Origin of the sequence: Streptacidiphilus jiangxiensis (assembly GCF_900109465.1) — a bacterium.
In the GTDB taxonomy this organism is placed as follows: domain Bacteria; phylum Actinomycetota; class Actinomycetes; order Streptomycetales; family Streptomycetaceae; genus Streptacidiphilus; species Streptacidiphilus jiangxiensis.
Genome location: NZ_FOAZ01000015.1, coordinates 211,083 through 229,844 on the forward strand (window position 1 = coordinate 211,083; position 18,762 = coordinate 229,844).

At 74.4% G+C, this 18,762-nt stretch carries 16 protein-coding genes; 6 read left to right on the forward strand and 10 right to left on the reverse strand.

The genetic code is table 11. The annotated features are described in order from the left end of the window. Window positions 1-80 precede the first annotated feature (80 nt). Window positions 81-989 (forward strand): SGNH/GDSL hydrolase family protein, encoded by a 909-nt coding sequence (locus tag BMY61_RS26990; RefSeq protein WP_042450452.1) that lies wholly within the window; start codon window positions 81-83, stop codon window positions 987-989. On the opposite strand, the gene BMY61_RS26995 is transcribed toward BMY61_RS26990, so the two are convergent. From BMY61_RS26995 to BMY61_RS27010, 4 genes are all read right to left on the reverse strand, one after another. Continuing rightward, the gene (locus BMY61_RS26995; RefSeq protein ID WP_042450451.1) at window positions 976-2,070 is read right to left on the reverse strand and encodes a WD40/YVTN/BNR-like repeat-containing protein; all 1,095 of its coding nucleotides are present in this window, start codon (window positions 2,068-2,070) and stop codon (window positions 976-978) included. The genes BMY61_RS26990 and BMY61_RS26995 overlap by 14 nt on opposite strands. A gap of 279 nt (window positions 2,071-2,349) precedes the next feature. Then, on the reverse strand, window positions 2,350-3,519 hold the full coding sequence (locus tag BMY61_RS27000; protein WP_082015160.1) for a 5-oxoprolinase subunit C family protein: 1,170 nt from the start codon (window positions 3,517-3,519) through the stop codon (window positions 2,350-2,352). Beyond that, window positions 3,516-4,142 (reverse strand): 5-oxoprolinase subunit B family protein, encoded by a 627-nt coding sequence (locus BMY61_RS27005; protein WP_042450449.1) that lies wholly within the window; start codon window positions 4,140-4,142, stop codon window positions 3,516-3,518. Before BMY61_RS27005 ends, BMY61_RS27000 begins: the two co-directional genes overlap by 4 nt. A gap of 83 nt (window positions 4,143-4,225) precedes the next feature. Next, a complete protein-coding gene (locus tag BMY61_RS27010; protein WP_082015175.1) occupies window positions 4,226-4,987 on the reverse strand; it encodes a LamB/YcsF family protein in 762 nt (253 codons plus the stop codon). 231 nt (window positions 4,988-5,218) lie between these two features. On the opposite strand from BMY61_RS27010, the gene BMY61_RS27015 reads away from it, so the two are divergent. The 4 genes from BMY61_RS27015 to BMY61_RS27030 all read left to right on the forward strand — a co-directional run bounded on the left by BMY61_RS27015 (window position 5,219) and on the right by BMY61_RS27030 (window position 13,472). Beyond that, a complete protein-coding gene (locus BMY61_RS27015; RefSeq protein WP_042450440.1) occupies window positions 5,219-5,995 on the forward strand; it encodes an aquaporin in 777 nt (258 codons plus the stop codon). Window positions 5,996-6,168: 173 nt separating this feature from the next. Continuing rightward, on the forward strand, window positions 6,169-7,665 hold the full coding sequence (locus BMY61_RS27020) for a hypothetical protein (protein WP_042450438.1): 1,497 nt from the start codon (window positions 6,169-6,171) through the stop codon (window positions 7,663-7,665). A gap of 163 nt (window positions 7,666-7,828) precedes the next feature. Next, the gene (locus tag BMY61_RS27025) at window positions 7,829-8,704 is read left to right on the forward strand and encodes a hypothetical protein (protein ID WP_042450436.1); all 876 of its coding nucleotides are present in this window, start codon (window positions 7,829-7,831) and stop codon (window positions 8,702-8,704) included. A gap of 40 nt (window positions 8,705-8,744) precedes the next feature. After that, the gene (locus tag BMY61_RS27030) at window positions 8,745-13,472 is read left to right on the forward strand and encodes a coiled-coil domain-containing protein (RefSeq protein WP_042450434.1); all 4,728 of its coding nucleotides are present in this window, start codon (window positions 8,745-8,747) and stop codon (window positions 13,470-13,472) included. Here BMY61_RS27030 and BMY61_RS27035 read toward each other — a convergent pair. The 4 genes from BMY61_RS27035 to BMY61_RS27050 all read right to left on the reverse strand — a co-directional run bounded on the left by BMY61_RS27035 (window position 13,444) and on the right by BMY61_RS27050 (window position 14,782). Then, a complete protein-coding gene (locus tag BMY61_RS27035; protein ID WP_052438878.1) occupies window positions 13,444-13,710 on the reverse strand; it encodes a hypothetical protein in 267 nt (88 codons plus the stop codon). The genes BMY61_RS27030 and BMY61_RS27035 overlap by 29 nt on opposite strands. A 14-nt stretch (window positions 13,711-13,724) precedes the next feature. Further along, complete coding sequence (locus tag BMY61_RS27040) at window positions 13,725-13,985, reverse strand: hypothetical protein (RefSeq protein ID WP_042450432.1); 261 nt, start codon at window positions 13,983-13,985, stop codon at window positions 13,725-13,727. Beyond that, the gene (locus tag BMY61_RS27045; RefSeq protein ID WP_425314712.1) at window positions 13,975-14,178 is read right to left on the reverse strand and encodes a hypothetical protein; all 204 of its coding nucleotides are present in this window, start codon (window positions 14,176-14,178) and stop codon (window positions 13,975-13,977) included. The genes BMY61_RS27040 and BMY61_RS27045 overlap by 11 nt, the downstream gene beginning before the upstream one ends. Before the next feature lie 106 nt (window positions 14,179-14,284). After that, window positions 14,285-14,782 (reverse strand): ArsR/SmtB family transcription factor, encoded by a 498-nt coding sequence (locus BMY61_RS27050; protein ID WP_042450427.1) that lies wholly within the window; start codon window positions 14,780-14,782, stop codon window positions 14,285-14,287. A 115-nt stretch (window positions 14,783-14,897) separates the two neighbouring features. Here BMY61_RS27050 and BMY61_RS27055 point away from each other — a divergent pair, with 115 nt between their 5' ends. Then, complete coding sequence (locus BMY61_RS27055; RefSeq protein WP_042450426.1) at window positions 14,898-16,253, forward strand: MFS transporter; 1,356 nt, start codon at window positions 14,898-14,900, stop codon at window positions 16,251-16,253. Window positions 16,254-16,287: 34 nt separating this feature from the next. Here BMY61_RS27055 and aspS read toward each other — a convergent pair whose 3' ends face one another. Next, window positions 16,288-17,616, reverse strand: a complete 1,329-nt coding sequence (aspS, locus tag BMY61_RS27060; RefSeq protein WP_042450424.1) for an aspartate--tRNA(Asn) ligase — start codon at window positions 17,614-17,616, stop codon at window positions 16,288-16,290. Window positions 17,617-17,967: 351 nt separating this feature from the next. Beyond that, entirely contained in the window at window positions 17,968-18,663 is a 696-nt protein-coding gene (locus tag BMY61_RS27065) for a FadR/GntR family transcriptional regulator (RefSeq protein ID WP_042450423.1), read from the reverse strand. Window positions 18,664-18,762: the final 99 nt, after the last annotated feature.

The following is an 18,762-nucleotide window of genomic DNA, read 5'->3' on the forward strand; positions in this document are numbered from 1 at the left end:
GCCGACGCCGCCGTCGATCCGCTCGCCGAGCAGCCGCTCGGTGGGTTCCACCACATCCTCCGCTCGAAGGGAGCCGTCCGATGACCTCGATGCGTCTGTCCGCGCTCGGTGACTCCCTGACCGAGGGACTCGGCGATCCCGTCGCGGGAGGGTGGCGCGGCTGGGCGGCGCTGCTCGCGGCCGGCCTCACCCCGGACCCCGACGGCGTGGCCTTCACCAACCACGCGACCAGCGGCGCCCAGACAGCGGACGTGCTGTTGCGTCAGCTGCCGCAGGCACGGCAGCGGCGACCCCATGTCGCGGCGGTGATCGTCGGCGGCAACGACACCCTGCGGGCCACGTACGACATCCACGCCGTGGCACGCCACCTCGACACCACCCTCGGCAGCCTCGTCGAGGACGGGACGGTGCTGCTGACCGCCTGCCTGCCCGACCCCGGACGGATGCTGGGGCTGCCCGAGGCCCTGGCCCGCCCGCTCGGGCGGCGGATGCGCAGCGTCAACACCGTCGTCCACGCGCTCTCCGAGCGCTACGACGCCGTGCACGTTCACGCGGCGGAGGAACCCTGGCTCTACGAGCCCGCGATGTGGAGCGTGGACCGGCTGCACCCGAGCGAGCGCGGGCACCGGGCCCTCGCCCGGGCCTTCCACCGTGAACTCAGCGCGCGCGGCATAGCGTTGGGCGAGGCGCCGGACGACCGGACCGACGGGGTCGCGCCGACCCGCTCGGCGCAGGTGTGGTGGATGGCGACCAAGGGCACCCGCTGGGTCCTGGACCGCTGCACCGACCTGCTGCCGGACCTGCTCCGGCTCGCTGCCGCCGAGCGCCGGGAGAACCGTGCCGAGCAGCTCGACCGCGAGGCCGCCGAGCAGACCGCCGCCGCCCTGCGCGCCCTGCCGAGTTCGGCCCTGCTGCCCCAAAGCTGCCCCGAAGCTGCCGCCCGGAGCGGGTGGAACGTGGTGCGACCGGCCCCGGTCAGTCCAGCTTGACCGCCCGGACGCAGAGCACCGTCGGCAGGTGCTCGTTCAGCAGCGACCAGGACTCGCCCTCGTCGGCGCTGCCGTACAACTCGCCGTTCTTGTTACCGAAGTAGATCCCGGCCGGTTGGTTGTCGTCCGTGGTCAGCGCGTCGCGCAGGACTACGCCGTAGTGGTCGCGGTCGGGCAGGCCCTTCTCCAGCGGCTGCCACGTCTCGCCCGCGTCCTCCGTCCGGTAGACGCGGCAGCGGTGCTCCGGGGCGAGCCGCTCGTAGTCGGCGACGAGCGGGAAGACGTAGGCCGTGTCCGCCCGGTGCGGGTGGGTCGCGACGGGGAAGCCGAAATCGGCCGGGAGGCCGGAGTCGATGCGCTTCCACACGGCGCCGGCGTCGTCGCTGCGGTAGACGCCGCCGTGGTTCTGCAGGTAGAGCCGCGACGGGTCGACCGCGTCCTGGGAGACCTTGTGGACGCACTGGCCGAAGGCCGGATACCGCTCCTCCTCCGGCATGAAGCGGGCCTCGATGCCCGTGTTGGACGGCTCCCAGGTGGCGCCGGCGTCGAGGGAACGGTAGACCCCGCCTGTCGAGACGGCGATGGTGACGGCCCGGGGATCGCGCGGGTCGAGCACGATGGTGTGCAGGCCCTGGCCGCCGAACCCGGCCTGCCACTGTTCGCGCTGGGGGTGGCGCCACAGGCTCTCGTTGAAGGTGAACGAGGCGCCGCCGTCCTCCGAGCGGAACAGCGCGGCGGGCTCCGTGCCCGCATAGACCACGCCCGGCTCGTCGGGCCCGGCCGGCTGCAACTGCCAGACCCGGACCAGTGAGGCGTCCGTGCCCTCGGGGAACCTCACGGCCGGGGCGGCCGGCTCCTGCCAGCTCTCGCCAAGGTCGTCCGAGGTGAAGACCGACGGACCCCAGTGGCTGGAATCCGCGCCGACGAGGATGCGCGGCGCCGCACCCCGACGGTCGACCGCGACCGAGTAGACGCCCTGCATCACGAAGTGCGGCCCCGTCCAGGACCAGGAACGGCGGTCCCGGCTCCGGGCGAGGAACAGGCCCTTGGCCGTACCGACCGCGAGCAGCGTCTCAGTCATGGCGGAACACCTCCAGCCGGCTCGTGCCGAGCCGTGGGACGGGCGGATGGCCAACGGGTGGCTCTGCCAGCAGTCTGGACCTCCGCCGTGCCCACTGTCCCGTCGAACGCGATCGAATACACGAACGAGGGAGCGCGTGGTCCGGCGCGTGCGCCCGAATCCGGGAGGAGCCAGGGAACCGCGGCCGGAACCCCACCGAGCCGACGCAGCGAAACGCCGGTGCAGGCCGGCTCGGGGCAGCTCGAGGCCGACCGGGTCGGCCCAGGTCGGCGGCCCTCGTCAGGGCTCCAGGCGCGCCGTCGGCAGCAGCCGGACCGGGGTGCCGGGCGCCGCCTGCGCAGCCGCGGCCAGATCGGCTTCCGGCACCACGCCGACGACGGGATAGCCTCCGGTCGTCGGGTGGTCGGCGAGGAACACCACCGGCATCCCGTCCGGTGGCACCTGAACCGCGCCCAGCACCATGCCCTCGCTCGGCAACTCGCCGAGACCCGCCAGGCGCCGCAACGGGGGCCCGTCGGTGAGCCGCAGGCCGATGCGGTTGCTCGCCGGTGAGACGCGGTACGGGGTCCGAGCGAGCGCGGCCAGTGACTCGGGCTCGAACCAGTCGCGACGTGGGCCGGGAGTGAGCCTCAGCAGCAGCTCCCGTGGCGGTGCCGCGAGCGGGCTGCCGTCGGCCCCCTGGCCGAGGGAGTCCAGCCTCCGGGGCGGGCCCAGCGGCAGTCGGGTCCCGGCGTGGAGCTGGTCCGGCCCGAGGCCCGCGAGCAGGTCCGTCGAGCGGCTGCCGAGCACGCGCGGCACGGCGAAGCCGCCGTCCACCGCGAGGTAGCAGCGCACTCCGGCGACGGGCCGGCCGATCTCGACCAGGGCGCCCTCGCGCACCCGGACCGGCGCGGAGAAGGCCACGGCCCGCCCGTCGACGTGGACCGGCGTCGGCGCGCCGGTCACCGCGATCCAGGCGGCGCCGCCGACCAGGCGGAGGGCGAGGCCGCCGAAGGTCGCCTCCAGCACCGCTGCGCCGGGAGCGATTCCGGTCCGTCCGCCACCCGCACGGCCGCCCGCGCCGCTGCCGGGGTGACCGCCTGCGGCGGTGTCCGGGCTGTCGCCCAAGCTGCCGCCCGCGCCGCTGCCGGGGTGACTGCCTGCGGCGGTGTCCGGGCTGTCGCCCGTACGGCCGCCCGCAGCTTGAGCGGCGACGACGCCCGCGTGGCCGCCCGCGTCGCCGTCCCGGTTGCCGACCAGGGTGTTCGCCCAGCGGAAGGCGGGGCCGTCGAGCGCTCCGGCGCGCGGCACGCCCAGGGCGGCCACCCCGCGGCGCCCCGTGTCCTGGATCGTCGTCAGCGGGCCCGGCCGGACCACGACGAACCACCGGCCCGGGACGGGCGCCACCGACCCGGACGCCACCGACCCGGACGCCGACCCGGACGCCGACCCGCCCTGATGCTCCGTCATCGCCCGGTCGCCCCCTCCGTGACCGGCACGAACCGCACCCGGGTGCCGGGTGTCAGCAGTGCCGCAGGCGTGCGCTGCTCGTCCCACAGCCGCAGGGTGGTGTGCCCGATCAGCTGCCAGCCGCCGGGGGACGGGCTCGGGTAGACGCCCGTGTAGGCGCCGGCGACGGCGACGGAGCCCGCCGGGACGCGGGTGCGCGGGGTGGCGCGGCGCGGGACCGCGAGGTCCGCAGGCAGGCCGGTGAGGTAGGCGAAACCGGGGGAGAAACCGCAGAAGGCCACCCGGAACTCGCAGGCCGCGTGGCGTCGCGCGGCGTCCGCGGGGCTCAGGCCCCACAGCGCGGCGACCTCGGGGAGGTCCTCGCCGTCGTAGACGGTGGGCACCTCCAGCAGCGGGCCCGTGCCGGTGTCGCCGGCGTGCGGCTCCCAGGCCGCCAGCCAGGCGGCCAGCGAGGTTCGTTCGCGCGCGTCGGCGAGGCCGTCGACCAGGACCGTCCGGGCCGCCGGCACCAACTCGACGTCGGCGCCTAGCGCCCCCGCCTGCTGCCGCAGCACGAGATCCGCGAGCAGCGCCGAGACCTGGTCGTCGGTGGTGACCTCGGCCAGCAGGGCCCGCGGACCCATCGGCCGAACCGCGGGGCGCCCAGGGTGGACGCCGGCGCGCTCGGGTCGGACACCGGCGTGCCCGGCGGAGTCGGTGGCGCGACTCAAGCGAAGGCCTCGATCCTCACCCCGGCCGCCTCCAGTGCCGTGCGCACCCGGGAGGCGAGGGCCGCCGCGCCGGGCGTGTCACCGTGCAGGCACAGCGACGTGGCGGCGACCGAGACGCGGCCCCCGTCCGCGGTCGCGGCCTCGCCCGCCACCGCGACGGCGAGGGCCTGCGCCACCACGGCCTCCGGGTCGTGCAGCACGGCACCCGGCTCGGTGCGCGGGACGAGCGTTCCGGCGGGCGTGTAGGCGCGGTCCGCGAAAGCCTCGGTCACCGTGGGCAGCCCGGCGTCGGCCGCCAGGCGGAGCAGGGCCGACCCCGGCAACCCGAGGATCGGCAGTTCACGCCCGTACGCGCGGGCGAACGCCCCGACGGCGTCCACGACGGCGGCCGCCTGCTGCTCGTCGTGGACGGCACGGTTGTACAGCGCGCCGTGCGGCTTCACGTACGCGACACCGGCACCGGCGGCGCGCGCGAAGACCTCCAGCGCACCGATCTGGTAGGTGAGTTCGTCGGCGAGCTCGGCCCGTGGCACGTCCATGGCGCGCCGTCCGAAGCCGGCCAGGTCGCGGTAGGAGACCTGCGCGCCGATGCGCACCCCGCGCGCGACCGCACCCTCACAGACCTGGCGCATCGTGGCGGGGTCGCCCGCGTGGAAGCCGCAGGCGACGTTCGCACTGGTGACGACGGAGAGCAGGGCCTCGTCGTCGGTGAGCACCCACCGTCCGAAGCCCTCGCCGAGATCGGCGTTGAGATCCATCTCCACCTCCACCAGTGATCGTAGGCGCCGTACGGGTGCGCTGTCCGGGGCGTTCAAACACCGGGCGGCGGTGCGGTTCGCGACGCGCCGAGAAGATCACCCGACTGGAGGCATCCGAAAAGCCGTGTACACACGAACGGTCCTACGGTCGGACGGTGTGGGTGCGCCGCCGGGGGCGGCCCGTCCCACCTCCACTCTTCTCCGTCCTGCGGACACAGGGAGGTGCTACCCATGGGAAGCGCATCACGGATCTTCCTCGCCGAAGCCGTCGGTACGGCGATCCTGATCGTCGGCGGCGTCGGCACGGCCGTCCTTGACGGCGACAAAGCGGGCGTCTTCGGCGTGGCGCTCGCCTTCGGGCTCAGTCTGGCGGCAGCCGCGTACCTGATCGGTCCGATCTCCGGTTGCCACATCAACCCCGCGATCACCGCGGCGATGGTCGTGGTCAAGAAGACCGACGCACGTCTGCTCCCGTCCTATCTCGGCGGCCAGGTCGTCGGCGGCCTCTTCGGCGCGCTGCTGATCTGGGCGGTGGGCCAGGGCATGCCCGGCTTCACCGCGGTCGGCGTGGACGGCCAGAAGACCATCGTCTCGGTCAGTGAGGCGGGCTTCGCCTCCAACGGCTACGGGGTCCACTCGCCCGACCACTACAATCTCGGCTCGGTCATGCTCGCCGAGGTGGTCGCGACGGCGGTGTTCGCCCTGGTCGTGCTGGGCACGACGCGTCGGGGCTTCCCGGTGGCGATGGGCGGCCTGATCGCCGGCGCCGGGCTGGCGCTGGTGCACCTGGTGACCATCCCGGTCAGCAACACGTCGGTCAACCCGGCCCGGTCGCTCGCCACGGCGGTCTTCCAGGGCGGCTGGGCGCTGAGCCAGCTGTGGGTCTTCATCGTCTTCCCGCTGATCGGCGGGACGTTGGCCGGTGCGGCCTGGCTGGTGCTGGGACGCGCCCACGAGGCGGCCGCCGCGGTCGCCGCGCACGAGGCGGAGCCGGTGCCGGCCGAGTAGTGCCCCACGCGCCGGGGCCGGTCGCGCTGCGGCCGGCCCCGGCGTCGCGCTGCGGGGGGCGTAGGCAGGCCAGGGTGCGAGCGGTGGCAGGTCGGTGGCAGGGTCGTCGGACAGACCGGGGCGATCCATGCCGTTTGGGACGTTGTCGGTCGGAGCCTCTACGCTAAGCCCCCGTGACCACCACCGCCGAAGCAGCGCGCCCAGCCCCGGGCCCCGCCGCCGACGAGGGCCTCGCCCGTCGGCTGCGCGCCCTCGCCTGCACCGCGCCGCTGCACGACCTCGACAACCGCAAGGCCAACCTGGCCGGCGAGTACGCGGTCTACGGCATGGCGGAGATCGCGCTCTCCGCGATCGACCTGGTCACCCTGCACATGGACTTCGACACCGGCGCCGACCGCGACCAGGTCCTCGCCCGGATGCTGCCGCGCGTCGCGGTCCAGGCGCCGGAGCGCGAGTGGCGCGAGCACGAGCGCGTGGCCAAGTGGGTGCTCGAGTCGCTGATCAACGTCGGCAGCGTCGACCGCGGCTTCCGCGCCGTCTACGGCACCTTCGCCTCCGACGGCAGTTACATCCGCCGCGACTACGATTTCAAGCTGATCGAGGAGGTCCCCGGCCCCGACGGCGGCGTCTACCTGCGCACCACCGACGAGGCCGTCAACGTCCTCGTCGGCGCACTCGACACCGACGTCACCTCCGCGCAGATCGCCGCCGAGGTCAAGTTGGAGGTCCTGATCCGGCGCGGCCGCCTCGCCGACGCCCAGCTCGCCGCCGAGCAGGCCCGCTACCGCACCGTCCAGTACAGCGAGCTGCTGCGCCGCGCGCTGGAGGCCACGCGCCGCAACGTCCGGGCCGTGGACTGGATGGAGACGGTGCCGGACCTCATCGCGGAGGCGCTGGAGCACATCGCCGACCGCTACCGGCACGAGAACGCGATCCTCACGAACATCCGCAAGGCTCGCGACGAGGCGGAGGAGCCCGAGCACAAGCGCCGCGCCGCCGAGCTGGTCGACATCGTCAAGGACTGCATCCGCCGCCACACCCAGCTGCAGACCCGCCTGCTGGAGGCGGGCCCGCTGTTCCGGGCCGAGCAGGACCGCCAGGCCTTCGCCGCGCCGAGCTCGCGCAGCGGCCTCGATCTCTACGGGCAGCTGCTCGCCCCCGCGCTGCCGCTGCCGCTGGAGCAGGCCTCCACGGTGACGACGGCGTTCTTCCGGAAGGCGATAGGCCTGCGGACGCCGAACGCCGTCCGGCTGGCCGATCTGATCGACGTGCTGCTGACCCCGCCGGTCGAGCGCGAGCACCTGGGGGCGGAGCTCCCCGAGCCCGACCTGATCTCCACCCCCGACGACAGCCGCTTCTCCGACGAGCAGTTGGAGGCCGCGCTCGGCCTGCTCGACCTCCCGGCGGACGCGCCTCGCCGCCTGTCCGGCCTGCTGGCCGAGGCACGGCGGACGGACCCCGACCTCCCCTACCTGGTCGCCCTCCTCGCCGTCCACGCGGCGAGCCCCGGCGTGGGCACGGCGTACCGACAGGGCGAGGAGCGGCTGCTCTTCGCGGTCGACGACGGCACGCGGCTGGACGACGCGGAGTTCGGCGGGGCCGACTTGATCGTCGGCAGCGCGCTGCTGGACGCCGTGGGCATGGCGGCGGACCGTACGGAGGCGAGCTGATGCAGGGCCTCAGGCGGGCACCTCAGGGGCGCGGGGAACTGCGCGACAAGCCACCGGCGTGCGGATGGTCCTCCATGAGCAGGGCCATCCGCCCCGGGTGGTCTCTCGCGCAGTTCCCCGCGCCCCTGGATGGTGCATCCTCCCCAACTTCGGAAGTGAAGCGATGATCGACGACGACTACGACGCACCGAGCGGCGCCGAGGCCTCGTCCAAGCCCGCGCCGGTCACGCCCGCCGACGTCGCCGACGCCTCCCGGCTGGTCAGCTTCGGTCTGCAGCCGAAGCTCCTCCCCGCGCGCGACGCCGAGTACGGCGAGTTGATCCGCCGCTACCGGGACGACCCGTCCTTCGCGCGGCTCGCGGACGCCGTGGCCACCGGCCTCGGGCTGATCGTGCTGGAGGTGTCCGCGCGCGCGGGGATGGCGGTCGCCGCGGACGAGGAGAGCGTGTTCGCCGTGCGGATGGGGGAGTACTCCCGGCGTGCCGCGTCCGAGTCCACGGACCGGTTCCTGCACGGGCTCGCGCACCTCGCCGTGGCCGCGCTCGCGTTCCCGCGGCCCGAGGACCTCGCGGACGACGGGTACCTCGGCCGGATCACCGTCAACGGCGTCGACGCGTTCGTGCGCCAGGCCTGCCGCAGGCTGGAGCAGCAGGCCGATCTGGAGGGTGACAACACCGACCCGGTCAGCGACGCGCCGGGGCTGGAGGCCGCCTGGCGCGTCTACGCCCGCCGCAGCGCGACCGGCGCGACCAAGGACGCCCGACGCCTCGCCGGGTCGACGATCGGGATTGTCGGCAAGGCGGTGTCGTTCCTGGTCGACTCCGGCTTCCTGCAGAAGACCTCGGACGACTCCGGCGGAACCTTCCGCACCACCGCCCGCTACCAGCTGCAGGTGCGGGACCTGGCCGGCAGTGCCGCGATGGCGGAGCTGCTCGCGCTCGGCGTCGTCCCGGTCTCGGACGGCAGCGCCACGCTGCTGCCGCCGGACGACTCGGACGACCTGGTCACCGACGCCGGCCTGCCGTTCCACAGCATCTGAACCCACCACCGCTGCACCTTGATCGGAGATCCGCCGCACCATGTACGAGCTGAACCGGGTCCGCCTGTACTCCATCGGCCCTGCCGGTGCGCGGTACGCCGACACCGTGCTCGACCTGAGCGGCGTCGGCGATGCCGTCCCCGATCCCGCGCCGCGCCAGCCGGGGTTCTTTGACGAGGAGGACAACGGGCCGGTGCGCCGCCCGGCGCCGGCCGGTGTGCTGTTCCTGGAGAACGGCGGCGGCAAGTCGGTCCTGCTGAAGCTGATCTTCTCGGTGATGCTGCCTGGCCACCGCAACACCCTCGGCGGCGCGAGCTCCGGCGTGCTGCGCAAGTTCCTGCTGGCCGACGACTGCGGTCATGTCGCCCTGGAGTGGCAGCACACGCTGACCGGCGAGACGGTCGTGGTCGGCAAGGTCAGCGAGTGGCGTGGGCGCCAGGTCTCCGCCGATCCGCGCAAGTTCGCCGAGGCCTGGTACTCGTTCCGGCCCGGTCCGGCGCTGGGCCTGGACTCGCTGCCGGTCGCCGAGCGGGCCGTGCTGATGCCCGCGCCGGGGCAGGAGGCGCCCAAGGTCAGCGCGCGCGGTCGGCGGCGCACCATGAAGGGCTTCCGTGACCTGCTCATGGAGGCGGGCAAGCTCGCCCCGGAGCTCGAGGTCGCGTGGGAGGAGGGCCACGAGCGCTGGACCGAGCACCTGAGCGCGCTCGGCCTGGACCCGGAGCTCTTCCGCTACCAGCGCGAGATGAACGCCGACGAGGGTGAGGCCGCCGGTCTCTTCGCGGTCAAGAGCGACAAGGACTTCACCGACCTGCTGCTGCGCGCCGTCACCGACACCCGCGACACCGACGGCCTCGCCGACCTCGTCCACGGCTTCGCCAACAAGCTGGGCCGCCGTGCCGAACTGACCGCCGAGCGGGATTTCACCGGCGGCTCGTTGGACCTGCTGCACCGCATCGCCGAGGCGGCCACCGCTCGCGAGGGGGTGCGCGAGAGCCACCGTGCGGCCGAGCGCCGTACCCGGCGCCTGGCCCGTTCGCTGTCCGCGCGTGCGGGCCTGGAGCGGGCGCGCGTCGACGAGTTGGAGGAGCAGGTCGGCGCCGCCGCCGAGGCTGTGGCCGACGCGCAGAGCTCCCGCACGCACCAGTCGCTGGTCACAGCGGAGCTGACGCATCGTCATGCCAGCCTCGCGCTGGCCGCCGCCACCGCCGACGCCGCCGGGCTGCGGCGTGAGCTGCTGGACGCCCGCACGCTGCACTCCGCCTGGCAGGCCACCGAACTGGTGCTGCGTCACCGTGCCGCCGCCGACCGGACCACGCGCGTCTCGGCCGCGATCCGCGAGGCGGAGCGGGACGCCGCGCCCGCGCTCGCCGCGCGCACCAGGGCCGCCGTCGCGCTGGTCCGGGCGCTGGAGGCCGCCGCCGAGGCGGCCGAGGAGCGCGCCGACAGCGAGGAGTCCCGGGCCCACGAACTGCTGACGCAGGGCGAGGCCGCGCGTCGTGACGCCACCTCGGCCGCGACGGCCGCGCAGAAGGCCCGCTCCGAGGGTGACCACCTGCGCCAGCGCCTCGCCGAGGTCGAACAGGAGACCCAGCAGGCCGTCCGCTCCGGCTGGATCGACACCACGAACGGCGACACCGACAGCCCCGAGGCCGTCGACCCGGCCCGCGCCGCGCTGGAGGCGGCCGACGCCGAGAAGGCCGTCGGCGCCGCCTGGGAGGAGGCGCGCGCCGCCGCCGAGCAGGCCGCCGGGCGCTCCCGCGAGGCCTCCGCCCGCGAGAACCGCGCCGAGCTCGCCGCCGCCCGCGCCCAGGACGCCCTTGCCGCCGCCGAGACGGCGCTGGCCGGCGAGGAGCACACGCTCAGCCTGCTGGCCGCCGAGCCTCGGATCACCGCCCTGCTGGGCGTGCCGGACGGGGAGCTGACGCCGCAGCAGCTCGACGCCGCCGCCGACTCGCTGCGCGAGCAGCTCGACAACGCCGTCGCCACCGCCGAGCGCACCCTGTTCGACCTGCGCACGCAGGCCGCCGACGACTCCCGGATCCTCGCCGCCCTCGGTGACGGCGGCCTGCTGCCGCCCGGCCCGGACGTGCTGGCCACCGTCGAGTACCTCGGCGAGCACGGCGTGCCCGCCCTCCCCGGCTGGCGCTACCTGGCCCAGTCCGTGGACCCGGTGGACCACGACCGGATCCTCGCCGCCCGCCCGCAGCTCGTCGACGGTGTCATCGTCACCGACCCGGCCTCGTTGGCCCGCGCCCGGGAGATCCTGGCGGCCGCCGCGCTGTTGCCTCGCTCCGCCGTCGCGGTCGGCACCTCGGCCGCGCTGCTCGGCCCGGTCACCCAGGAGCCGTCCGCCGAGGGCGAGACGGGCGTCTTCCTGGTGCCGCCGAACCCGGCCATGCACGACGAGTCCGCCGCCGACGAGGAGCGCCGCCAGCTCCGCGACCGCGCCTCCGCCCGGGAGGAGCAGATCCGCGAGCTCGCCGCCCGGCTGGGCGGCGACCGGATGCTCGTCGGCCGCCTCTCCTCCTGGCGGGCCGGCTGCCCGGCTGGGCGCCTGGCCGACCTGGCCCTGGACGTCCAGGCCGCGCGAAGCGCCCTGGAGGTGGCCTCGGCCGAACGCGGCGCCGCCCGCGCCGCGCACGACGAGGCCGAGCAGGAGCGGGCCGCTGCCGCCCGCACCCGCGAGACCCGGCTGGAGGCGGCTCAGCAGGCCCGCCGTCGCGCCGACGCACTGGCCGGGCTCGCGTATCGACTGCGTGAGCGCTCCACCTGGACGGCCCGCCTGCGCGAGGTCGCCGACGAGACCGCCCAGGCCGAGCTGCGCCAGAACGCCTGCACCGAGCTGGCCCAGGCCGCCGACGAGGACCGCCGCGCCGCCCAGCGCGCCGCCGACGACGCCCGCCGTACGGTCCGCGCGCTGCGCGCCGAGCGCGCCGAACTGCCCAGCTCCGACCTGCCCGACGGCCTCGACGAGACCGTCGGTTCGGACCCGGGCGACGTTCCGACCGCCTCGCTCCCCGCGCTGCGCGAGGCCCACCGCGTCGCCGCCCAGCTCTACGAGAAGGTCGGCGTGGGCGCCGACCTGCGGGCCGAGCAGGCCCGTGCCGAGAGCGACGAGTCCTCCGCCCGCGCCGAGCTGGACCGGCTCACCAACAAGGTCCGCATCCGCGCCGACGAGCTGCTCGGCACCCCCGACGGAGCCGACGGGCCGGCCCGCCAGGCCGCGGCCACCCGCGCCGAGGACCTGGTGCAGACGATCGAGGCCCGCGCCTCGGCCGCCAGCGAGCAGCTCGGCCGGCTGCGCGGTGACGCCGAGCGCAGCGCGCCCGCGACCGGCGAGGCCCACACCGAGCTGTCCGAGGAGCTCGTCCCCGCCGACCAGGAGCACGCCCGGGAACTGCTGCGCGCGGCCACCGGCGAACTCGCGCGCCGCACCGACGCGCTGGACGCCGGCCGGGCCGCCCACGCGGAGCTGCAGCGCACCCTGGAGTCCGCGCAGCACGCGGCCGCCGAGTTCGAGGAGACCGCCGCCCAGCTGCGCGACGGCCTGCGCGAGCCCGCCGCGGACGGCGCCGCCAACGGGGAGGACGAGGAGCAGGTCACGCCCGTCACCGGCTCCCTGCCCGAGGCACGCCACGCCGCCTCCGACGCCCGCCGCCACCTGCGCGCGGCGAGCACCGAGCTGTCGGCCGCCGATCTCGCCGTCCGCGACGCCAGCGACGCGCTCATCCGTCACGCCAACTCCACGCGCTTCGAGGCGGTCCGCACCCCGGCCCGCCAGCAGATCCGCGAACTGCCCGCCGCCGTGCTGCCCGAGCACGCCGCCCAGTGGGCCGCCGCCTTCGCGCCGCGCCTGCGCGTGCTGACCGACGAGCTGGACCAACTGGAGCGCAACCGCGACAGCATCGTGGACCGGCTGCGCGGCCTGGTCGAGTCCTCCCTCGCGACGCTGCGGGCCGCGCAGCGCCTCTCCCGCCTTCCCGAAGGTCTGGGGGAGTGGTCCGGCCAGGAGTTCCTGCGGATCCGCTTCGAGGAGCCCGACCACGCCGTCCTGACGGAGCGGCTGGGCGAGGTCATCGACGAGGCGACCCGTGCCGCGGTCCGGCGTCAGGGCGCCAACTCGGCTGCCGGCGCGGTCGACTGGAACCGACGCGACGGCATGTCGTTGCTGCTGCGCGGCGTCCACGCAGCGTTGGAGCCGCGCGGCGTCATGGTCGAGATCCTCAAGCCCGACGCGGTGCTGCGCGCCGAGCGGGTGTCGGTCAGTCAGATGTCCGACGTCTTCTCCGGCGGCCAGCTGCTGACCGCGGCCATCGCGCTGTACTGCACCATGGCCGCGCTGCGCGCCAACGACCGCGGCCAGGCCAAGCTGCGCCACGCCGGCACGCTCTTCCTCGACAACCCGATCGGTCGCGCCAACGCGACGTACCTGCTGGAGCTGCAGCGGGCCGTGGCCGACGCGCTGGGCGTCCAGCTGATCTACACCACCGGCCTGTTCGACACCACCGCGCTGGCGGAGTTCCCGCTGATCATCCGGCTGCGCAACGACGCCGACCTGCGCGCGGGGCTGAAGTACATCTCGGTGGAGGAGCACCTGCGCCCCGGTCTGCCCCACCTCGACGAGGAGGAGACGGAGATCCACGGCGCGGTCACCGCGACGCGTGTCTTCCGCCGCCCGCGCGCCGAGGAAGACGCCGCGACGAAGGGCGCCGGCAACGACGACAATGCGGCGCAGGCGGTCAGCGAGGGCGTCGCGCCCCCGTCATAGGCCCTATGCCGCCGGAGCCGTAGAGGCGTTCCCTGCTGGCGCGTTGGGTGATCCACACGTCCAGGCCGAACCAGGTGGTCAGGAACACCCCGACCACGGTCACCGTCAACGCCCAGCCCACGAAGGGGGCGTGGGCGGCGGAGCCGAAGAACGTGAACAGCAGCGCCACCAGGGTGAAGGCGAGGGTGAGCACCAGCCGCACCCTCGCCCTGCGCGACTCGTCGGGAACCCGTGCCATGACCTCGCTGCCTCCTACGCCTCCACGTACGCGACCAGGATGGCCGAACGCAACACCGATACGGAGTAGATGACGCGCACGCCCTCCGCGTCGTTGCGGTAGTCGCGGATCAACGGAAAACGGGTCGGTACGCCCATCTCCGGATCGATCGCGAGCTCGTTGAGCGCGCGGTCGAGGCGCCGGACCTCCTCGGCGTCGGTCAGCGCGTCGACCTGTTTGCGGGCGCTCTCGGTGAACCGGATCTGCGCCGGTCGGCGGCGGAGCCTACGGGACACGGCCGTCGAGCCTCGCCAGTGCCAGCTCGCGGATCTCCTCCCAGGCCACGCACTCCTCGACGGTGGGCAGGCCGTTCGCGGCGATCTGCTCCAGCGCGGCGGCGAGGCTGTCCGCCCTGGCTCGCTCGTCCGCGGCCCAGGCGCGCAGCGCGTCCGCCTCGTCGGGTTCCAACTCCATGCCCGGCTGACTCACTTGGCCCTCCCCAGGCCGCTGTGTCCCTGCCCACCCGCAGGCTACCCGGACCCTACCGGCTCGAGGCTGGGCCGATCGAGTGAGCGGACGCGGTCGACGGCAGGACTCAGGGCCGGTTCGGGTCGGGGTGGAGGGTGACGAAGAGCGACCACGCGGGGGCGGCCGGGTCGTCCGGGCGGGCCGCGAACTCCTCCAGCAGCCCGTGCAGGCGGCTGCGGAAGTCGGCCATGTCCTTGGGGGAGAGCCGCAGTCCGAGCCGCGTGGTGTCGACCTCCGCCGCCGGGGCGAGCGAGAGCTCCTCCAGGAACGCGTCGAGCAGGGCGCGGTCGCGGCCCGGCATGTCGAGCTGCCAGGACTTGCGAGTGGCCAGGTAGGGGATCTCCCGGGCGCCGCGGGTTCCCCGCCGCTCGGGCTGGGCCTCCAGGAACCCGGTGCGCACCAGGGTCCGGGTGTGGTGCAGCACGCTCGCCGGATCGCGGCCGAGGACCGCGGCGATCTCCTTGTTGGTGTGCGGCTCGCTCAGGCAGATGCGCAGGATGCGCAGCCGGAGTGAGGAGGCGAGCGCCTTCGCCTCCTCGTCCGTCGCCGGCCTGCGTTCGGTCATGGTCAGCAGGTTACGGGAGTGGGTCGGGTCCGGTCGGGGTCCGGTCGGGGCCCGGCAGGGGTTCGGCGCCGGAAAGTGATTGACATAACCCAATCACTCCGCGACGGTAGTCCCCATGACCGCTCCCGCACCCTCCGCCGATCTGCCCGCGCGCCGCGGCGGGCTCTGGCACCACCGCGACTTCCGGCGTCTGTGGCTCGGCGAGAGCGTGAGCCAGTTCGGCTCCACCGTCAGCCAGTTGGCACTGCCGCTGGTGGCCGTGCTGGCCCTGCGCGCCTCGACGTTCCAGGTCGGCCTGCTGACCGCCTGCCAGTCGGCGGCGTTCGTGCTGGTGGGCTTGCCCGCCGGGGCGTGGGTGGAGCGGATGCGGTTCCGGTCCGTCCTGATCGTCAACAACCTGGTGCGGGCCCTGCTGTTCGCCTGGGTGCCGCTGGCCGCGGCGCTCGGCGTGCTCGACATGGGACAGCTCTACGTCGTCGGTCTCGCCACGGGCGTCAGCACGGTCTTCTTCGACGTCGCCTACCAGTCCTACCTGCCGCAGTTGATCGCGCGCGAGCAGCTGGTCGAGGGCAATGCCAAGCTCCAGGCCAGCGAGTCGGTCAGCCAGATCGCCGGCCCGGGCCTCGGCGGCCTGCTCGTGCAGGTGCTGGGCGCGCCGTACGCGGTGCTGGTCGACGCGGTCAGCTTCCTGTGGTCGGCCGGCTGGGTGGCGGCCGTCCGCACGCCCTCGCCCCGGCCCGAGCGCAGCGAGGAACGGCACCTGGTCCGTGAGATCGGTGAGGGGCTGCGTTTCGTCTTGCGCCACCGGATGCTGCGCGCGATCGCGGCGTGCACGGCCACGGCGAACCTCTTCGCGGCGATGATCGGCGCCGTCTTCTACGTCCTGCTGGCGCGCGAGCTGCACCTCTCGGCGGGCGTCATCGGCCTGGTCACGTCGGCCGCCTCGGTCGGCGGCCTGGTCGGCGCGCTGTGCGCCGGACGCGTGGCGGCCCGGATCGGGCAGGGGCGCGCCATCTGGGTCCCGATCGCGCTCGCGGGCCCCTGTGCGCTGGTCGCGCCGTTCGTGCACCGGGACTGGACGCTGGGCCTGCTCGCCGTGTCCGAGGCGGTGATGTGGATCGGGATCATCATCTACAACATCACCCAGGTCAGCTTCCGTCAGGCCCTGTGTCCACCGCGCCTGCTCGGCCGGATGAACGCCACCATGCGGTTCCTCGTCTGGGGCACCATGCCGCTCGGCGGCCTGCTCGGCGGCGTGCTCGGCACGAGCATCGGGGTGCGCGGCACGCTGCTCGTGGCCGGTGTCGGCGAGACGCTCGCCTTCCTGCCGGTGTTCTTCTCCCCGCTGCGCAGCCTGCGTGAACTGCCGCGCCACGAGGAACCGGAGGCAACGGAGGGCTCGGGGGATGCGGAAGGGTCGGCGGAGGCAGGAGAGCCCGTCGCCGGGCCGGTCCTCGCGGGCGAGGCCTGACCTCGGCGGCAAGCCGCCGAGGTCAGGCCGCCCGTCACGGCGTCAGGCGGTGCAGGTCGCGGGGGAACAGCGTGGCCAGGCGGACGTTGTCGGCGCCGGTCAGCCGCGCGGTCCAGCGTTCCAGGCCCAGGGCGAACCCGCCGTGCGGCGGCATGCCGTGGCGGAACGCCGCGAGATAACCCGCGTACGGCTCCGGCGACTCGCCGCGCTCCGCCAGCGCCCGCAGGTAGTCCTCGTAACGGTGCAGGCGCTGGCCGCCCGTGATCAGCTCCAGCCCGCGGAAGAGCAGGTCGAAGCTGTGCGAGTACTGCGGTCGTCCGGGTTCGGGATGCGTGTAGAAGGGGCGCTTGGCCATCGGGTAGCCGGTGACGAACAGGAACTCGCTGCCGTGCTCCCGCAGCGCCCACTGCGACAGCCACCGCTCGTGCGCCGGTGCCAGGTCGGGCTCACCGCGCGGGTCCTCCTCGGTGTGCGCGGCCAGCAGCTCCTGGGCCTCGGCGAAGTGGATCTCCGGGATGCGCGCGGGCACCTGCGGCAGCGCGACGTCGAGGACTGCGCACGCCTCACCCGCCCGCTCACGGACCGCCGCCGTCATGCCGGCCAGGACCTCGCGCACCACCCGCATCACGTCGCGGTGGTCCGTGACGAAGCCCAACTCCGCGTCGAGCGAGGTGTACTGCGCCAGGTGGCGGGCCGTGTCGTGCGGTTCGGCCCGGAACACCGGGCCGGTCTCGTAGACCCGCTCGAAGACGCCCACCATGGCCTGCTTGAAGAACTGCGGGGACTGCGCGAGGTAGGCGGGGGAGCCGAACCAGTCCAGGCCGAAGACGTTCGCGCCCGACTCGGTGGCGGAGCCCACCACCTTGGGCGTGTGGATCTCCGTGAAGCCGAGCCCGTCCAGGGTCGCGCGGAAACCGGCCACGGACGCGGCGGCGATCGCGTGCGGGGCGCGCAGGCGCGGGTGGCGCAGCGTGACGGGTGCGTGGTCGAGGATCGTCGGCAGTCCGGCCGGCACGGAGGGGCGGAACAGGTCGAACGGCGGAGCCGCCGCAGGGGTGCTGACCACGGTGAGCCGCGGGGAGGTCACCTCGACGCCGCCGGGTGCCTGCGGGCTCGCCGTCGCAACCCCGGTGACCTCGAGGACGGTCTCCTCGGGCAGGCGGGCGGTGAGCGCCCGTTCGGCCTCGGCCGCGACGACGATCTGCGCCAGGCCGGAACGGTCGCGCAGCACGAGGAAGTCGAGGGCCTTGAGCCTGCGGGTGCGGTGCAGCCAACCGCGCAGGGTGACCTCGCGGCCGGCGAGACCGGGCAGTTCGGCGGCGAGTGTGCGGGGACGGGGGCGAGGGGGAGTAGGGGAGATCATCACAAACCTCTGCTGAGTGCTTGGGTGATCCCTTGGGAGTGCGGGCGAGAAGGGGACTCGCGGTGCCACCGCACTTTCGCCGCCGCCGGGTGACGGCGGCCTCGATGCGGCCCGATGACGGGGGCCGGCCGGCGGGGCATGGGGCTGCCGGAGCAGCCGTTCCTCCCCGCGCTCAGGAGGGTCTTCACCACCGGGGGCAGGTCCGCCTTCTCAGCTGCCGGCGGCTCTCTCCGACCTGCCCGGTCCCGGTGACTACTCGTCTCCGTCGACGCGTTCCGGCGAGGTTATGCGGGTCTGGGCTCGGTGATCAAACGGTTTATCCCGGTCCGTCCAGCCGGTCGGTCCGGCCCGTCAGTCCAGCACCGCGTCCAGCTCGTCGAGGGCGCCCGTGACGATGGCGCGCATCGCGCGCTCCGCGGCGGGGGCGTCGCCGGCGGTGATCGCCTCGGCGACCTCGCGGTGCAGGTGGACCGCGTCCTCGCGGGGGTGGTGCGGCATGAGGTGGTGCTCGGTGCGTCCGCGCAGCACCGCCTCGACGGTCGCGCCGAGGTGGGCGAACATCTCGTTGCCCGAGGCCTGCAGCACCGTCGCGTGGAAGTCCGCGTCGTGGCGGAGGAAGGACTCCAGATCCCCGGCCCGGCCGGTCACCGTCATCTCGACGGCCAGCGCGCTCAGCGCGCGCCGCTGGTCGTCGGTGGCCTCCGTGGCGGCCAGCCCGGCGGCGGCGGGTTCGACGGCGACGCGCAGGGAGCCGAGGGAGCGAAGCTGCGCCGCCCGGTCCGCGCCGGCCAGGCGCCAGGCGATGACGGTCGGGTTGAAGACGTCCCAGTCCGACTTGGGCCGCACCGTCACGCCCACCCGGCGCCGGGAGGCGACCAAGCGCATGGACTCCAGCATCCGCACGGTCTCGCGCACCACCGTGCGGGAGACGCCGTAGCGCTCCTCCAGCTCCTCGATGCGCAGCACCGACCCCTCCGGCTGCTCACCGGAGGCGATGGCGGGACCGAGGTCGGCAAGGAGGCGGCCCGGCAGGCCCTGGAAGTCCATGGGCCCAGGTTAGAGGCGGGAACGGAGGGCGGAAGGCAGGGCGCCCGGCCGCGCTTTGTAAGGTAGGACCATTCGCCTTCGATGGCTTGATTAAGTCAT